Below are 16,856 nucleotides of genomic sequence, written 5' to 3' on the forward strand. Positions count from 1 at the left end.
TATGAGGGAAAACCTCACGTACGGTTTGATGAGGAGGGGCTGGTTTGAAGCCAGCCCTTTACTCTAGTAGATATTTGGCATATGCGAATCTTCTCAGCAACACTAATAAGTCTAGTAGTTTTTGCTCTCCTCCCCCGTTAAAACCTCCACCATAATCCCCGCTCCCAAGCGAAATCCATACTTGAAACTTGCTGCTAACTCCATGCCATGAGTCTGACCGTACAAGTCTAACAGCGGGTCTAGTTCATCAAATTCCTCCGCTGAAAGCCGCTCCTTCCAAATCTCTATGATGTCAGATGTTCTTTTTCTTAAAATAGAGTACTGCGGGTCATCGGGTATAATGTTTTCATCGGGATGCAGATTGCCGTGATACAGGCTTTCTAGGATACTGTCCACTTGCTCATCTCCTTCATCGATAGAGAACTTTGTGTTCAACAATAAAAGATATAAACTGGTAAATCCACGTAGTATACTCTACAGAACGATGGAAATATGGTTTTAAAACGGAGGTATCCATGAAAAAGAGAAGCTTGCTGCTTTCATTCCTTCTTCTACTTCTTATTGCCTACATCGCGTTTGGGGCATGGATATCGCATGATACCAAGATCATATTAGAAGAAGCGATGAAGAAGGACGCTGATATGAATTACATGAGTCCTTCTGTGTTCGGCAAAATAAATCCTGTTGAACGCGGGATGACATCTGATGCTTTTGAGTATCATTCAAGCTCTCATCATATCGGTTTTGGTTTGCCGCTGCACTACTTCGCAGGTGCAAAAGTATATGTAACTCAGAAATATGATGACGATGATTTTGGATTTAGAGAGCCAGTCCAGTTAACGCTAAAATTGAAATCCGGGAAGTGGTATGCGACCAAGGTTAGTATTCAGCCTTAACGGGAACAAGGGCACCAGCTCATGAGCTGGTGCCCTTGTTTGCTCAGCACGGCAAAACAATCTCAAACTCCGTGCCCTGCCCAATTGTCGATTGAACCTTGATTTCCCCGCCATGTGCTTCCACGATGGTCTTGGAGATGCTCATGCCGAGGCCGGAGCCGTCGGTGGATTCCTCGGTATTGGTTCCGCGGTAGTAGCGGTTGAACAGATGATGCAGTGTTTCCTCGTCCATCCCTTTACCATTATCGAGTACCCGTATGCAAGCCTGGCCGTTGACTCGGGCAAGAGTGACAGTAATGGTTGTGCCGGGCGGATTATGCTTGACGGCATTGGACAGTAAATTGTCCATCAGCCGCTGTAACCAGGTTACATCTGCCTGTATGAGCAGGCAATCTTCTTCCCCGGTGTAGTGGAAATGATATTCAGACATCGTGGCATCGTTGACGTACTTCAATACGGAGCAGCGTACCAACTCAGCCAGATCGATCTCCCGGCGGACCATGATGGAATCGCTCTGCTTGAGCTGATGGATCAGCGAGAAGTCGGAGATCAGCTCCAGCATGTAATCCCCTTTTTCCCGGATGGTTGCGCCCATGATTCGCATTTCCTCTTGGCTCCATTGCTCAGGCAGCTTCTCCAGCATATACCCGTAGCCTTGAATCGTGGCCAGCGGTGTGCGCAGATCATGGGAGATCCCTGACATCCACTCCGCCTGCTCCTTCTCCAGCCTCTTGCGGTCCCGCTCGATCTGAGCCAATTGATGAGTCATCTGATAAAAGGCTTGAATCACTTCCTGATAGAGCCTGTTGCGGGTTCGCATAGTGCCGTTGCGGCGGAAGACCTTGCGTTTGTCCTTGGCGGTCAGCACCTCATCGTACTGGCCCTGGCCCATCCGTTCGAACCAGCCTGCGAACAGAATCAGGGGCCGCCCGAAGCGGTAGCCATGCCAGATGGAGACCGACAGCGCAAGGATTAGGATCAGCACTGCAATCCAGATTAGCCTTGGCGTTACATTTTCCAATACAGGATGCTTCAGGGGGAGTCCCGCTGCATGGGGCGTGTAGACGATCCAGGTCATTCCGCTCGGCTCGTCCCGGTGGGCTACAATCCCCGCGTCATAGTTGTCCGGAGACTGCTGGATGGCCAGAATGTCCAGGGGCCGATAGGCCTTTGGTGCATACGCCTGATCGCCAATGCCTTGTACGGTGTTACTCTCAGAATCGATCACTTGCAGATAACTCCCAGTCTCCCGAAGCTGCTGCTCCAAGAGGGGAACGGCTTCTTTTCTTACCACACCCTGCTGTTCGTATGAGTTGAACCACGCCGTGAGCTGGTCAAGGTCAGGAGTTGGATAGCCGAGTACATATAGTAGCGGGTCCTGGAATGAGAAGTTCAGTTGGGTCTGTACAGCATATGCGTCCAGTCTCCGTGTCTCTTGAATATCGAGCAATTGAGCGGTGGAGTAGGAGGCAGGCAGTGCAGGGTAGGGCGTTGTGTTAATGCTGTAGACGACCTCTCCTTCTGCATTAACCACCTGCAGCCACATCTCTTTCTCCTGGATAAGCTTGCTCCATTGAGAGAAGATGTGAAGCTTCCCGTCTTGGTACTGGGCTTCTTGGGCAATCTGCTCCAGGACACCAACCGGAAAGTTCCGGCGGATCTCATTGCTGGTCATGTTCTGAAACAACATAATGCAGGCAGCCAAGGCAAGGGTCACAATCGCCAGAGCATAGAAAATCAGCTGATACGTGAAATGGAAGGCCATGCGCTGCTGGATCTTCATCGTTCCTCGGGCTCCTTCACCAGCTTGTAGCCGAGTCCGCGTACCGTAAGCAGCAGCTTCGGGTCGCCGGGATCGAGTTCGATCCGTTCCCGGATGCGGCGGATATGCACCATCACGGTTGAATCATCGCCCTGTCCGTTGATGCCCCAGACCTTGTCGTAGAGCTGGGTTTTGGAGAAGACGATTCCGGGATGCCGGCAGAAGTGCAGTAATAGCTGAAAGACCTGGGCAGGGCAAGGAATAGGCTGTCCCTCTACGGTCAGCTCGCCTTCTGCCTCGTTAACGGTAAAGCGGCCGAACCGGTAAATTCCCGCATCGGGAACCTTCGCAGCAGCGGATGCCAGAGCCTCCGGCTCTAACCGGCGTATGCGCGCCTGAATTCTTGCGGCTACCTCCAAGGGGTTGAAGGGCTTGGTGATATAATCATCTCCGCCCATGGCGAAGCCTCGCAGAATATCGAGATCGGATGCCTTGGCAGTGAGGAACAGGATATAAGGATTCCCATATTCGCGGATCTTGGAGCAGAGCTCCAGCCCGCTGCCGTCGGGAAGCATAATGTCGAGCAGAACGATATCGGGGACCACACGTTGTACCAGGCTGATAGCTTCAGCACAAGTGGAAGCCCCGTATAGTTGTTGAAAGCCTTCGCGGCGAAGCACCATTTGCAGCATGGTGATGATCGAAGGTTCGTCGTCAATGATAGCGATTTTAATCGCGGATAGATTTGGCATTTTTTCACCCTAGTTCAAAATAGCATATTTATCTTAACAGAACCTAAACAGCAGGGACGAAAATTTAACCAAAATTCAGCGGTTCGTTTAAGTTCCGTTCCGGCGGGGTTGGTAGGATAGGTCTAAGCCACACATTCAAGCTTCGATGAGAAGAGAAGGAGGAAATAGCATGAGTAAAAAACGGTCAAAATCGGGGGGAGAGCAATGAGCAGCCCATCTCTGTCTGAAAAAACTCTCACACGGCCCGGCTGGCCGGAGATCCTAACTGCACTGTCCCTCTATATGATCGGCGTTGTTATCCTTGGAGTCTGGATGCTTCAAATCCCTGATGACCAGGCCATCTTCCGGATTAATGTCGGAGGTGCGGGCAATGGTCTGATTGGCTTCCTGGCTTTGTTCGCAGCCTATGCCCTGCGGATTCGCAATTTACGAGCCTTCGGGTTTCGGAGGACGGAGCGGAAATGGCTGCTGGTGGCGGTTGTCATCGGGATTGCCGCGTTCGGGGGATGTTTTGTGATCGAAGGGATCTATTATCACTTTATTACCGAGATCAACACCCAGGCGGACTTCCAGACGGCAGCGCAAGGCGGTCCGCTCTCCATGTTCATTCTGCTGATCACCGGGGCCATCCTCACGCCGCTCAGCGAGGAATTTGTCTTCCGCGGCGTCATTGCCAATGCCCTGAACCGTTATGGCCCCTGGGCCGGAATCGTAGGCAGCGCTGCAATCTTCGGCATGGTTCATGGATTCACCGTTATCCTGTTAGATGCATTCATGGTCGGCATTCTGGTGGCGTACCTGTTCCGCAAGACAGGCTCCATCTGGCCGGGAGTCGTAGTGCATATCGTGTATAATGGTCTAAATCTTCTCTATTATTCTACGCTGTAGATGGGGGAGGGAGTGACTGAACGAGTGAATAGGCGACTGAATAAACGAGTGAATATAAGAGTACTAAGCCGTCGGGAGACTCCCGGTAGCTCTTTTTCAATGAAACCCATTACACTGCAAGCATCCACTTTTCCCAGCCGCAGCGCAAGTAGCAATAAATGGTTTACTAATACAGAGCTTAACGATAAGATGAAGCCAAAACCAGTTATTGCCTATGGGCAAAGAGAGGAAGCAGCAATGAAACCCGTTACCGTATATGATATCGCCAGGGAAGCCAACGTCTCGGTTGCCACCGTGTCCAGAGTGCTGAATAACACCGCCCCCGTCAAAAAAGAAACGAGGGAGCGGATTACTGCGCTGATCGACAAGCACCAGTTTCAGCCCAACGCGCTTGCGCGCAGCCTGATCCGCAAAGAAACCGGGATGATCGGGTTCATCCTGCCAGATATCACCAACCCGTTTTTTCCGGAGGTTCTGGCCAGCTTTGACCGGGAGACGAGAAAACTGGGCTACACCTGTTTTCTGTGCGATACCGTCTCTTCGGACGAGGAGACAGACCTCCAGTATGCGCGCGAATCACAATATCTGGGGATATTGATGGAGAAGCAGGTCGATGGCATTGTGATGATTGGCGGCAGGCTGGATTTGTCCAAGCCGGATGCGGCGCTGGTGCGGGAGGTAGAGGAAGCGGCCAAACGTGTCCCAGTGCTGATGATTAACGGGAATCTGCCCAATACGAAGATTCACCGGGTGGCGGTCGACCAGAGGCTGGGGGCGGAACTGGCCGCACAGCATTTAATAGATCTTGGACACCGGGATATCGCTGTCATTGGCGGTTTTCTGCATATGTCCAACACTCAGCAGCGGCTTCAAGGCTTCCGGACGGCCATGCGAAACAACGGTCTGGAGGTCCGAAAGGAATGGATGGTCCATGGGGGATTCTCTGTCAATATGGGCTTCAGGTTTGCCGAGCAGGTGCTGAAGTTGCCGGACCGGCCGACAGCGATCATGTGTATGAACGACCTGGTGGCCATCGGCGCACTGAAAGCGGCTGACCGCGCGGGCCTCAGCGTGCCGGCTGAATTGTCCATCGTCGGTTACGATGATATTCCATTTGCGTCCTTCAGCATTCCTGAGCTGACTACGGTTTCGCTGATGGCCAGCGAGATCGGCGGTCTGGCGGCAGACATGCTGCATAAGCTGATCGCCGGCAAACAGGTGCCCCGTTTGCATTCGGTTATTCCCGAGCTAAGGGTACGCCAGACGACGGCGCCTCCCCGGAAATAATTGCTCCGTGAACATAAATTAATAGTTGACTTTGAAATAACGAGGGCTTATTCTGATGAAGAAAGCCCTTACATTTTATTTTTTAATGAAACCCATTTCATCTATAGTCCGATTACTTGCTCAATGAACAAGGAAACTCCCTGGGAAATTTGCGAGAGGAAGAGAGACAGGATGAATAACAGGTTTCATTTTTTTGTTTTCTTGTGAAATGGGTTTCATTAAATTAACAGTTGACTAGCTGCCATCTAATCAATTTAGGAGGGGTCTTATGTCCACTGCTTCACCTGCCCAAGTGACAGAGAAGAGGTATACCACACCCAAGCGCGGCCGCTGGAAACGTTTCAAGAACAACAAGACATTGCTGCTGATGTGCTTTCCGGCGATAGCGTTTTTTCTTATCTTTTCCTATTTGCCGATGCCCGGGCTGTATTTGGCGTTTATCAAGTACAACTATTCTGACGGCATCTTCGGCAGCGCCTTTGCCGGGCTGGAGAATTTCCGCTTCCTGGTCATGACAGGTGACCTGTGGCGTCTGACGTTCAATACCATCGCTTATAACATCGCGTTTATCCTCCTTGGGAACATGCTTCAGATTACGGTCGCTGTACTGCTGAACGAGATGCGGTCCAAATGGTTCAAAAAAGTATCCCAAACCATGATGTTCCTGCCGTACTTCGTATCCGCCGTTCTGATCGGCCTCATCGCTTACAACATTCTGAGTTATGATTATGGCATTTTGAATTCGGTACTGCACTCCTTGGGACTTGATCCGGTGAAGGCTTACTCTAGCCCGGAGGCGTGGCCTTTTATCATAGTCATCACGTATTTATGGCAAAGCACCGGTTACGGCTCCATTGTTTATTTTGCGGCGATTATGGGGCTGGACAGTGAAATTGTGGAGGCTGCGGAGATCGATGGGGCCAATGCTTTTCAGCGTATCCGGTATATCGTCCTGCCTTGGCTCAAACCGACCTTCATCATTCTGCTGCTGTTCTCGCTTGGCGGAATCCTTAAGGGGAACTTCGGATTATTCTTCAATCTGGTGGGTGCTAACAACACAGCGTTATACGCCTCTACGGATATTATCGAGACCTATGTGTTCCGCTCGCTGATGACCAACTTCAACTTCTCGATGGGCAGTGCGGTCAGCCTGTATCAATCCTTGTTCGGCTTCGTCGTTGTGCTATCTGCTAACTGGCTGGTCAAAAAGGTATCGCCTGACAATTCACTTTTTTAGGAGGACTTGCCCATGGATGAGACTTTGGTAAGCGCACGCAAAAAAACGGATGCCAGCGGACTTGTCGTTCAGTGGATCGGATATCTGTTTATCGGCTTGTTCGCCCTCTGCTGCCTGTTGCCGTTCCTGCTGGTGCTAGGCACCTCCTTCACCTCCGAGTCGGCCATCAAGCTGTCCGGCTTCAACTTCTGGCCCAAAGAATTCAGTCTGTTCGCTTATCAAATCGTATTTGAGAATCCCGATCTGATCATCGGGTCGTATATCGTAACCATAGTTATGACGATTGTGGGTACGGCGGTTGGCCTGCTGCTGGTGGCTATGACGGGATACGCGCTGCAGCGGCCGGACTTCATGTACCGCAATAAAATCTCTTTCTTCATCTACTTCACTACGCTGTTCTCTGGAGGTTTGGTGCCGTTCTACCTGCTGATCACCCAGTATCTCCATTTAAAAGATAACTATCTGGCGGTTCTGCTCCCTGGTCTGCTAAGTCCGTTCCTGATCATTATGATGAAAAGCTTTGTCCGCTCTATTCCTCATGCGATTACGGAATCGGCGAAGATTGACGGGGCAGGCGATTTTACGATTTTCCTGCGGCTGATTCTGCCGATGACCACGCCCGCCCTGGCCACAATCGGGCTGTTCATCGCCTTGGGGTACTGGAACGAATGGTATAATTCCATGCTGTTTCTGTCGCCGGATATGAAATATCGCACCTTGCAGCTGTTTCTGTATAACGTGATCACCAGCGCGGATTATGTCCGTAACTCCGCAGCTGCCTCGAATGTGCAGCTGCGCGATGTGCCACTCGAGTCCATGAAGATGGCGACAGCAGTAGTTGCCACGGGTCCAGTCATTTTGTTCTATCCTTTCGTACAGCGCTACTTCATTAAGGGGATCACCGTAGGGGCCGTAAAGGGCTGATCTTCCGGACCATTCAATTCTGCTGCAACGATGTGCCAAGGCCATCAAGCCTTCTCACATAGAGTACATTAAATACAGGGAGGTTGTACAAGAATGGGGATCAAAAAAGCATCAAGCATGTTGTTGACGTTCCTCTTACTGTTTACACTGGCCGCCTGCGGTGGCGGAAATAATGCGGCTAACAATGGGGCTAAGACGACTAATGACAATGGAAACAAAGACAGCTCGGCGCCGGACACCTCCAAGTTCGTAAAGATCAGTTATGTGGTGCTGGGTGATAAGCCGAAGAATGGACAATTCGAGAAGGTGCTGGCCAAGGTCAATGAAATTATGAAGGAAAAAATCAATGCCGAGCTGGAATGGAAATGGGTCGAATGGGCCGATTGGCAGACCAAATACAACCTGCTGCTGGCCTCCGGGGAGGCGGTTGATCTGATCACCATCGGAACGGATTGGCTCGATACCTGGGCCAATGCGCAGCGCGGGGCCTTCATGAATCTGGATGAGCTGCTGCCCAAGTATGCACCGGAAACCTGGAAATCCATCCCGGAGGAGGATTGGAACGAGAGCCGTTACAACGGCAAAATTGTGCTGATTCCTGAGAACGATTACACGCAATGGGTCAATCATGGATTCTTCTACCGGGGCGACTGGGCAAAGGAAGCCGGGCTGAGCGAACCGATCAAGAATTGGGAGGAAATCGGCCAGTATCTGCAATATATCAAAGACAACAAGCCGGATGTCGTTCCATGGGATATGGCTTCCGGTGCGGTGACCTGGGGCGGCTATATTCAGTCCTATACGGATAACCTGGACCTCCCGATCTCTACAGGCTACATGCCAGTATTTACAGCGGTATCGAACGATGAGAAATATACTGTAGCTGAGCCCATCTTCAGCGATCTTTTCCTGGATTATGCCAAGCTGATGAAAGAATGGGCCGATAAAGGATTCTGGCGCGAGGACGCGCTCAATAACAAAAATGACAACCGTATAGCCCTCAAAGCCGGGTTATCCGGTCTGGATCAGCATCACACCCAAACCTTCTCCACGCTGCGTGTAGAGATGGACAAAGCCCAACCTGGATCTGAGCTGCAGATGTTCCCGTTCAACCGGACCGGCGGGAAGAACCTGATGGAGCTGTCGATTACACACGGCGGTACCTCCCTGGGTGCCCACAGCAAGAATCCGGAGCGGGCGCTGATGGCGTATGATTTGATCCGCAACAACGAGGAAATCTATCACCTGATCAACTATGGTATCGAAGGCGTGCAATATGAGATTAAGGATGGAAAAAGAACACTGCCGGCCAACTACAACGAAGCTTCTGACAGCTTCTATGCAGATTTCTGGGGCGGCCGGGTGGATAAGTTCGAAATCCCGAGCGAAACGGTGTGGAGTGAAATCGGCACCCTCTATGATGAATACGACAAAATCAAAATTCCATATCCTTACGGCCAATTTGTCTTCGACAAAACGCCTGTAGAGAGTGAACTGACCGCGGTCTCGCAGGTGGCCGGGGAGCTTGGACCGGCTATCAACTTCGGGAAGGTAAGTGATCCGGCCAAAGCAGTGGAGGAGTTCAGAGCCAAAATCAAGACAGCCGGATATGATAAGGTCAAGGCTGAGTTGCAGAAGCAGCTGGATGCTTTTAAGCAAAAAATGGAATCTGCGAAATAAACGGCTAATAACTAATTCTTATTCCGGATAAAGGAGAAGCGCATGAACGAGTCCAGAAGTAAGATATGGTTTAATGCGGAGTGGTGCTTCAATCGCGGGGATGTACCCCAGGCATGGTATAAGGGATATGACGACAAAGCTTGGAGTAAAGTCACTGTTCCCCATGACTGGGCCATCGAGGCGGATTTTTCCAGAGATTATTCCAGCGGCAGCGGATATCTGCCCGGCGGAGTCGGCTGGTACCGCAAGCATATTGTGTTGCCGGACCGGCTGGAGGGGAAGCGTGCGTACCTTACCTTTGAGGGCGTCTACAACCATTCGCAGGTCTGGGTGAACAGCTATTATTTGGGCAAACGGCCTTATGGTTATAGCACGTTCACTTATGAAATCACGGACCTGCTGGCGTATGGCGGAGCCGAGAATATCATTGCAGTAAAAGTGAACCATGCCGAGACAGCAGACTCCCGCTGGTATACCGGTTCCGGGATCTACCGTGATGTCTATCTGACCTTTACGCATGACATTCATGTTGCAGAGTACGGTGTTTTTGCCTCGACAGCTGAAATTGGCCGGGATTGGGCAGAACTGCAGGTAGAGACCCGGATTATGAACGAAACAGGGGAAGCGGCAGAGATCAGTGTGCGTCATACTCTTTTGGATGAGGAAGGCATGGATTCGGGAACCTCATTCGAGCTGCTGCCGGCGGCGGGCGGTAAGGAACTCAGTCAACAGGTCATTCAAGTCAAGGAGCCGAAGCTCTGGTCGCCGGAAGCCCCCAACATGTATACACTTCTTACAGAAATAATCTGGGAGGGTGCAACGGTTGATGAGGTCCGCACTCCCGTTGGTCTCCGGAGCATTAACTTCGATCCGGCAGAAGGGTTCAAACTGAATGGAGAGGCTCTTAAAATTAAGGGAGTCTGTGTGCATCATGATGCCGGTTGCCTCGGCGCTGCCGTTCCCGGCGATGTCTGGGTCCGGCGGCTGCGCTACCTTAAAGAAATGGGCTGCAATGCAATCCGCATGAGCCATAACCCGCCGGCTCCGGTTCTCCTGGACTTGTGCGATCAAATGGGATTTATGGTGATGGACGAAGCTTTTGATGAATGGGAGGGTGTCAAGAACAAGTGGTCTACGGGACATAATGTCTATCCTCCAAAGCACTTCGGCTATTATGAGGATTTCCCGGACTGGGGGATTACGGATATTCAGGAGATGGTGCAGCGCGACCGGAATCATCCTTCTATTATTATGTGGAGTATTGGCAATGAGGTAGACTATCCTAATGATCCTTACTGTCACCCCTCCTTCCAGACGATGACCGGCAACAATGATGCCAACAAGCCTGCTGAAGAACGTGTCTATGATCCGAACAAGCCGAATGCTGAACGTCTTACTTTCATAGCCGGAAAGCTGGTCGAGGCTGTGAAGGCATGTGACCAGACACGGCCAGTAACGGCGGCGCTTGCTTATCCGGAACTAGCTAATCTTATCGGTTATTCTGATACGCTCGATGTGGTTGGCTATAATTACAGGGAGTCTTTATATGTCAAGGACCGGAGCTCTTACCCGGACCGTGTGCTCTACGGCAGTGAGAATGGTCCGGGACTGCAGGAGTGGCTGGCGGTCCGCGATAACCCCGATATCTGCGCACAGTTTATATGGACTGGAATCGACTATCTGGGAGAAGCGCATGGCTGGCCAATACGGGCCTCGCAGGCAGGGTTCATGGATCTTGCCGGCTTCCCGAAGCCAAGCTATTATTACCGGCAGAGCTTGTGGAGCGCTACGCCGATGGCTTATCTCGCCGTCCGCAGGGCAGATGAACCGGGAATATCAGACACCGGTGGACGGTCGGGCGGTGAGCCAAGCTGGAACTGGGAGCCGGGCGAGCGGTTGATCGTAGACGGATATACCAATCTGGCGGCTGCGGAACTGTACCTTAACGGCAAGCTTCTGGGAGGAGGGCGTCCTGGTGAGAGCGGAGAGCTGCTGCTGAGCTGGGAGGTGAACTTTGAACCGGGAGCGCTGCTTTTGACGGGGACAGACGAACAGGGCCGAACGGTCAAGCGGGAGCTGTACACGGCGGCAGCGCCGGAGCAGCTAAGGCTGACAGCCGATACCCTGCAGCTGCGGGCCAACCTGTGCGATATCGCTCATGTGGAGCTGGAAATTGTGGATGCTGCGGGCATTGTGGTATACGGCGCGGAGGTTCCTGTCACGGTGACTGTAGAGGGAGCGGGTGAATTGCTGGGACTAGAGAATGGAAATGTGCAGGATCTGGAGCCTTACCGTTCCCATACCCGCAATACCCATAACGGCAAGCTGCTGGCCTATATCCGGGCCGGAGCCGTCTCCGGAACAATTAAGGTCACTGCGGTCACTCCAGGACTACCGCCGGCCGAGCTTGAAATAAGCACCTATATTCAGTCTTAGAGCTTGGTTCTAATAAAATGACTGCTGCCAATTCCGGCACAGTCATTTTTATTTGCGGTTTCACCGCTTTGTGCCGGGATAAAACCAAATGTATGCCGAAAACAACATACAATGTGCAGGTTCATAAGATACCAAACTTGAAAGTGCATACTATCGGAGTATAGTTAGTCTCAGGAGGAATGCTATATGGCCACGTGGGTTACACATTTTAGAATAGCGGAAGCTTAAGTCACAACAACAAGGAGAGAACCATGACCATCCAACTCGTTAACGGCGATCTATTAGAAGCTAAAGAAGATATTCTGGGACACCAGGTGAATTGTCAGGGGGTGATGGGGTCGGGGATTGCGAAGATCCTGCGGGACCGTTATCCGAATTTGTATCCGGAGTATAAAAAATACTGTGACCAGCACACGCCTGACGGGTTGCTTGGGCACTGCCAGCTGGTGCAGACGGACGAGAAGTACACGGCGAACCTGTTCGGCCAGCTTAAATTCGGAAGGAGCAAAACCCGGTATACCGATTATGCTGCGCTGGAGCAAGCATTAACTACACTGAAGACCGAAGCGCAGGCCAAGGGGCTGTCAGTCGCTCTCCCTTACAACATTGGCTGCGGGCTGGCGAACGGGGAGTGGAGTGTGGTGGAGGAGATGCTCGGGAAGGTTTTTGCAGACTATGAAGTTACTTTGTATAAGATTTAAATATCACTAAAAATAAAGCCAGACTGCTTACAGGCGGTCTGGCTTTATTTTGTGCTCCCTATACTGGGTGGGCGTCTGCCCTGTCTGCTGCTTGAACTGGCGCATGAAATGAATCTCGCTGGCGTAGCCGCTCATTTCGGCGATTTTTTTGACGGAGGTGTCCGTGGTGGTTAGCAGGTATTTGGCATGTTCGATCCGGCTGGCAATGACATCGGCCATCGGGCTTACACCGAAGAAGTCCTTATACAGGTGCTGGAAGCAGGACCGGCTCATGGTCAGCTCGTGGGAGAGGCCATCGATCGTCCAGTTCAGGAAGGGCTGGTTGTAGATTTTGGTGCGGATGACGGACATCTTGTTGTAGTGGGTGTTGCCGACTTCCTTCTGGGCGGAGTGAATCCGGTTGCTCAGCTTAATGAAGAATAAGCGCAGATATAATTCGATCGTCTCGTCCTTATGCGGGTTCCCGGAATACACCTCATAGCACAAATGGTTAATGATGATCGACAATTCGTTCAGGTCGCCAATCGGGACCACTTCGTTCCTGGGGATCGCCAGCCGCTCCAGCAGTGCTTCATCGCCCGGGTGGTCCAGCCGGAAATGGAACCAGTCATTGGTGAACTGCGGTCCGTACGCTTGGTAGTTCTGTGGGGTATGCTCGCTGTATAGAATGAAGGAATCCGCCCCCGTTACCCGGCTCTCTCCCTCCAAAGTGAAGATAGCCGGGGTCTTCAGCAGCAATAGCATATTATCGCCCGAGCCCTGGGGACGGTTAATGATGAAGTCCGCGTCATGGCTGTGATTGTAGCCGATGTTGTGTATGTTCATAGGAGCCTCCCGCATAGCAGATAGATCTATTGTAAAAGCAAACACGTAGCCTTGCAAACAACGATTGCACAATAGGTTAGTACTTACGCACGATGTGTAATTGTTCTGCGGCCGGGGTTTATCTATGCTTAAGACAGGTAGCAGTAAGAGCTTACAATGAAGGCTGAGGCCGGAGAGGATGATCGAGATGAAAGAATGGACGGGTTATACCAGAGGTGTGAATCTAGGAGGCTGGCTGTCCCAGTGTCCGTATCAGCATGCCCATTATGAGAGCTTCATTACGGAGAAGGATATCGAGGCGATTGCCTCCTGGGGGCTGGACCATGTCCGGCTGCCGGTGGATTATGAAGTGATAGAGGATACGGGGAATGCAGAGACCTACGCCGGGTTCAAGCATATCGACAACTGTATCCGCTGGTGTGCTGCTAACGGGCTGAATCTCATTATTGATCTGCATAAGACACCGGGCTTCTCCTTCAACAGCGTGGCCGAGAATTCCCTGTTCGATGACCCGGCGCTCCAGAACCGGTTCCTGAATCTGTGGAAGGCGATTGCCAGCCGGTATGCCGGCTATAAGGATACTGTGGCTTTTGAATTATTGAATGAGATTGTGGAGAAGGACAGCAGCCGCTGGAATGCGCTGGCCCACCGGACGATTGCCGAGATCCGTAAGCACGCCCCGGAGACCAAAATCGTCATCGGCGGCATCCAATGGAACAGCGTGCATACCCTCGCTCTGCTGGACCAGCCGTATGACGAGAATATCGTATACACCTTCCATTTCTATGAACCGTTCCTGTTCACGCACCAGCGTGCGGCTTGGGTGGAGCAGATGCCTAAGAGCAGCATGGAGTATCCGGGTGACCTGGAGAACTACCGCAGCACTTCGGCGGCTATTGGCGCTTTTGGCTCCGGGCTGCATGCAGAAGGTATTAGCGAGATGGGTCCGGAATATATGACCAGCCTGATTCAGAACGCGATTGATGTCGCTGCCGAGCGGAACGTGTATTTGTACTGCGGGGAATATGGCGTCATTGAACAGGCTCCTTCGCAGAGCGTGGTGAACTGGTACAAGGACGTGCATGGGGTGTTCGAGCAATACAGGATCGGGCGGGCTGCGTGGACGTATAAAAAGATGGACTTCGGCATCTCCGACCGTTACGACAGCAGCATTACGGCTGAGATTATTTCTTATTTGTAGTCGGTAGCATAGAGAGCTGGGAAATATACACATAAGGGAAAGTAGTGGAGGGAAATAAATGAAACTACAAATCACAGATAAGCCCGGAGTCTCGATCTCCAAGGGGATGATCGGACTGTTCTTCGAGGATATCAATTATGGTCTGGACGGCGGACTGCATGCCGAGATGATTGAGAACCGGTCCTTCGAGTTCATGAAGGCGCAGGGTGACCGGGGGAGCTACAGCGAGAGCTATGACGGCCTCTATGGCTGGACGGCGTATCCCGCAGAGGCAAGCGGAGCCACGCTGAAGATTGAGACGGAGCATCCGCAGAATGAGGTTAATCCCCATTACCTGGCGTTTACCGCCGGGGAGACGCAGAACGCTTTTACCAATAAAGCCTATGATGGGGTGTCCCTCAAGCCGGGACTTACGTATGAGGTATCCTTCTATGCGAGAGCGGAGGGCTATGCAGGCGGCATTGAAGTATCTGTTGAGAAAAATAGCGCAGTTATGGCGCAGGCTGTCATCGCGACGGCGGTAGGGGCAGAGTGGACACGCTATACGGTACAGCTTAGCTGTGATGAGCCTGTGTCCTATGGAGATTTCGTCATCCGGCTGAATGCTCCGGGCACGGTCTGCTTCGACTTCGTCTCCATGATTCCCTCCAATGCGGTGCTGGGCTTGTTCCGCCGGGATCTGGTCGAACTGCTGGAGGAGATGAAGCCAGGCTTCCTGCGGTTCCCGGGTGGATGTATTGTTGAGGGCTATAACCTGGACAACCGCTACCAATGGAAGCGGAGTGTGGGCGCTGCTGAGCAGCGCAAGAATAACAGCAGCCGCTGGGCGCTGCACGGGAATAATGAAGAGAATCAATTCACCAGCGAGTACAGCCACTATAATCAGAGTCTGGGGATCGGGTTCTATGAGTATTTTCTGTTGTGTGAATATCTGGGTGCACGGCCGATTCCGGTGCTGAATGTGGGGCTGGCCTGCCAGTTCCAGTCTACAGAGCATGTAGGTGTACATGATGAAGATTTCCAGGAGTATATTCAGGATGCGCTCGATTTGCTGGAATTCGCCAACGGACCGGTGGATTCACCGTGGGGCTGCCTGCGGAGTGAGATGGGTCACCCGGAGCCGTTCGGTCTGGAGATGATCGGGATCGGCAATGAACAGTGGGAGACGGAGCATGCGGACTTTTTCACCAGATATGACCTGTTCGAGGAAGCCATTCATGCCAAGTATCCTGCTGTGCAGCTAATCGGCTCTGCGGGGCCGGATGTCAGCTCGGACAACTACACCCGGGCGTGGGAATATTACCGTAAGCGGGCTGCGGGGAACCCGAATTTCGTCTACGCGGTCGATGAGCACTACTATGTGAAGCCGGAATGGCTGTGCGGGAATGTGCATTTCTATGATGAGTACCCACGGGATATCAAGGTGTTCGCCGGGGAGTACGCAGGCCATTATGGCAACGGAATGAATTCGCCGCACTTCAACAGCTGGGGGGCTGCACTTGCTGAAGCCGCCTTCCTCACGGGCCTTGAGCGCAATGCCGATATCGTCGTGCTGGCCTCCTATGCGCCGTTGTTCGCCCGACTCGGTTACGCCCAGTGGTCGCCGGACATGATCTGGTTCGATGGTGAGAACACCTATGGCACGCCTAGCTACTATGTGCAGCAGATGTACAGTACGCTGATGGGAACGAAGGTGCTGCAGACGGTACATGACCAGGAGGAGATTCCTTACACCGTCTCTTATGATGAGCAGCAGCAGGTCCTCTATGTGAAGCTGGTGAACACGCTGGACCGCAAGGTACAGGTGGAGCTGGAGACTGCGCTGAGCTTGACCGGACGCGGGGTGGCTTATGTGATGCAGGGGCAGGAGACGGATGTGAACTCGATTGAAGCGCCGCGCAACATCGCGCCTAAGCGTGTGCCGCTGGAGACCGCGAGCACCATGGTATATGAGCTGGAGCCGAAGTCGTTCCATGTGCTGCGGATGGAGTGCGGGGCGGAGTAATCTGAATGGTGACAATCAAACCTCTTAAGAAGCTTATTAGAGCTTTTTAAGGGGTTTTTTAAAATAGAATTTATATGTTGCATACGATAACTTATCTTTCTATTTCTCGCTGCAATGGTACCGTCCTTTGAAAGGACGACAAAGCCGTTTCCACTTGTTGATTAGGAAATTATGATTTTCGTCCGGTGTGAATAAGTCGTGTAAAAAAGTCGGGGATAAGTGTCTTGGAGCATCCGTAGGATGACTATATTTTAGATCAGGA

Annotated in this window: 14 protein-coding genes; 10 read left to right on the forward strand and 4 right to left on the reverse strand. The window is 52.0% G+C overall.

The annotated features are described in order from the left end of the window. Positions 1-111: 111 nt before the first annotated feature. The gene (locus K1558_RS30260; RefSeq protein WP_238655683.1) at positions 112-396 is read right to left on the reverse strand and encodes a DUF6809 family protein; all 285 of its coding nucleotides are present in this window, start codon (positions 394-396) and stop codon (positions 112-114) included. 119 nt (positions 397-515) lie between these two features. Between K1558_RS30260 and K1558_RS30265 the strand changes: the two genes are divergently transcribed. Next, positions 516-896 (forward strand): hypothetical protein, encoded by a 381-nt coding sequence (locus K1558_RS30265; protein WP_238655684.1) that lies wholly within the window; start codon positions 516-518, stop codon positions 894-896. 43 nt (positions 897-939) lie between these two features. On the opposite strand, the gene K1558_RS30270 is transcribed toward K1558_RS30265, so the two are convergent. Together K1558_RS30270 and K1558_RS30275 are read right to left on the reverse strand one after the other, a co-directional pair. Continuing rightward, positions 940-2,679: a HAMP domain-containing sensor histidine kinase gene (locus K1558_RS30270; protein ID WP_238655685.1), complete on the reverse strand. Its 1,740-nt coding sequence runs from the start codon at positions 2,677-2,679 to the stop codon at positions 940-942. Further along, positions 2,676-3,410: a response regulator transcription factor gene (locus tag K1558_RS30275; RefSeq protein ID WP_238655686.1), complete on the reverse strand. Its 735-nt coding sequence runs from the start codon at positions 3,408-3,410 to the stop codon at positions 2,676-2,678. The genes K1558_RS30270 and K1558_RS30275 overlap by 4 nt, the downstream gene beginning before the upstream one ends. A 204-nt stretch (positions 3,411-3,614) precedes the next feature. Here K1558_RS30275 and K1558_RS30280 point away from each other — a divergent pair, with 204 nt between their 5' ends. The 7 genes from K1558_RS30280 to K1558_RS30310 all read left to right on the forward strand — a co-directional run bounded on the left by K1558_RS30280 (position 3,615) and on the right by K1558_RS30310 (position 12,563). Then, a complete protein-coding gene (locus K1558_RS30280; RefSeq protein WP_238655687.1) occupies positions 3,615-4,298 on the forward strand; it encodes a CPBP family intramembrane glutamic endopeptidase in 684 nt (227 codons plus the stop codon). Between the two features lie 237 nt (positions 4,299-4,535). After that, positions 4,536-5,585: a LacI family DNA-binding transcriptional regulator gene (locus K1558_RS30285; protein ID WP_238655688.1), complete on the forward strand. Its 1,050-nt coding sequence runs from the start codon at positions 4,536-4,538 to the stop codon at positions 5,583-5,585. A 268-nt stretch (positions 5,586-5,853) separates the two neighbouring features. Further along, positions 5,854-6,822: an ABC transporter permease gene (locus tag K1558_RS30290; RefSeq protein ID WP_420800483.1), complete on the forward strand. Its 969-nt coding sequence runs from the start codon at positions 5,854-5,856 to the stop codon at positions 6,820-6,822. Positions 6,823-6,834: 12 nt separating this feature from the next. Further along, positions 6,835-7,746: a carbohydrate ABC transporter permease gene (locus tag K1558_RS30295; protein ID WP_238655689.1), complete on the forward strand. Its 912-nt coding sequence runs from the start codon at positions 6,835-6,837 to the stop codon at positions 7,744-7,746. Positions 7,747-7,839: 93 nt separating this feature from the next. Further along, positions 7,840-9,426 carry a DUF3502 domain-containing protein gene (locus K1558_RS30300; RefSeq protein WP_238655690.1) on the forward strand — a complete coding sequence of 529 codons (1,587 nt, stop codon included), beginning with the start codon at positions 7,840-7,842 and terminating at the stop codon, positions 9,424-9,426. Between the two features lie 42 nt (positions 9,427-9,468). Further along, on the forward strand, positions 9,469-11,862 hold the full coding sequence (locus K1558_RS30305; protein WP_238655691.1) for a glycoside hydrolase family 2 TIM barrel-domain containing protein: 2,394 nt from the start codon (positions 9,469-9,471) through the stop codon (positions 11,860-11,862). Between the two features lie 251 nt (positions 11,863-12,113). Further along, positions 12,114-12,563 carry a macro domain-containing protein gene (locus K1558_RS30310; protein ID WP_238655692.1) on the forward strand — a complete coding sequence of 150 codons (450 nt, stop codon included), beginning with the start codon at positions 12,114-12,116 and terminating at the stop codon, positions 12,561-12,563. 27 nt (positions 12,564-12,590) lie between these two features. On the opposite strand, the gene K1558_RS30315 is transcribed toward K1558_RS30310, so the two are convergent. Further along, the gene (locus K1558_RS30315) at positions 12,591-13,388 is read right to left on the reverse strand and encodes an AraC family transcriptional regulator (RefSeq protein WP_238655693.1); all 798 of its coding nucleotides are present in this window, start codon (positions 13,386-13,388) and stop codon (positions 12,591-12,593) included. Positions 13,389-13,575: 187 nt separating this feature from the next. On the opposite strand from K1558_RS30315, the gene K1558_RS30320 reads away from it, so the two are divergent. Both K1558_RS30320 and K1558_RS30325 read left to right on the forward strand, forming a co-directional pair. Further along, positions 13,576-14,589 (forward strand): glycoside hydrolase family 5 protein, encoded by a 1,014-nt coding sequence (locus K1558_RS30320; protein ID WP_238655694.1) that lies wholly within the window; start codon positions 13,576-13,578, stop codon positions 14,587-14,589. Positions 14,590-14,647: 58 nt separating this feature from the next. Then, positions 14,648-16,594: an alpha-L-arabinofuranosidase C-terminal domain-containing protein gene (locus tag K1558_RS30325; protein WP_238655695.1), complete on the forward strand. Its 1,947-nt coding sequence runs from the start codon at positions 14,648-14,650 to the stop codon at positions 16,592-16,594. Positions 16,595-16,856: the final 262 nt, after the last annotated feature.

Source organism: Paenibacillus piscarius (assembly GCF_022234545.1).
GTDB lineage: Bacteria > Bacillota > Bacilli > Paenibacillales > Paenibacillaceae > Paenibacillus_AQ > Paenibacillus_AQ piscarius.

What these genes read in the sequence shown, in the direction of transcription:
- K1558_RS30275 (WP_238655686.1), bottom strand. Translation starts at nt 3,410, where the DNA reads ATGCCAAATCTATCCGCGATTAAAATCGCTATCATTGACGACGAACCT.
- K1558_RS30310 (WP_238655692.1), top strand. Translation starts at nt 12,114, where the DNA reads ATGACCATCCAACTCGTTAACGGCGATCTATTAGAAGCTAAAGAAGAT.
- K1558_RS30295 (WP_238655689.1), top strand. Translation starts at nt 6,835, where the DNA reads ATGGATGAGACTTTGGTAAGCGCACGCAAAAAAACGGATGCCAGCGGA.
- K1558_RS30270 (WP_238655685.1), bottom strand. Translation starts at nt 2,679, where the DNA reads ATGAAGATCCAGCAGCGCATGGCCTTCCATTTCACGTATCAGCTGATT.
- K1558_RS30305 (WP_238655691.1), top strand. Translation starts at nt 9,469, where the DNA reads ATGAACGAGTCCAGAAGTAAGATATGGTTTAATGCGGAGTGGTGCTTC.
- K1558_RS30290 (WP_420800483.1), top strand. Translation starts at nt 5,854, where the DNA reads ATGTCCACTGCTTCACCTGCCCAAGTGACAGAGAAGAGGTATACCACA.
- K1558_RS30315 (WP_238655693.1), bottom strand. Translation starts at nt 13,388, where the DNA reads ATGAACATACACAACATCGGCTACAATCACAGCCATGACGCGGACTTC.
- K1558_RS30265 (WP_238655684.1), top strand. Translation starts at nt 516, where the DNA reads ATGAAAAAGAGAAGCTTGCTGCTTTCATTCCTTCTTCTACTTCTTATT.
- K1558_RS30280 (WP_238655687.1), top strand. Translation starts at nt 3,615, where the DNA reads ATGAGCAGCCCATCTCTGTCTGAAAAAACTCTCACACGGCCCGGCTGG.
- K1558_RS30285 (WP_238655688.1), top strand. Translation starts at nt 4,536, where the DNA reads ATGAAACCCGTTACCGTATATGATATCGCCAGGGAAGCCAACGTCTCG.
- K1558_RS30320 (WP_238655694.1), top strand. Translation starts at nt 13,576, where the DNA reads ATGAAAGAATGGACGGGTTATACCAGAGGTGTGAATCTAGGAGGCTGG.
- K1558_RS30325 (WP_238655695.1), top strand. Translation starts at nt 14,648, where the DNA reads ATGAAACTACAAATCACAGATAAGCCCGGAGTCTCGATCTCCAAGGGG.
- K1558_RS30300 (WP_238655690.1), top strand. Translation starts at nt 7,840, where the DNA reads ATGGGGATCAAAAAAGCATCAAGCATGTTGTTGACGTTCCTCTTACTG.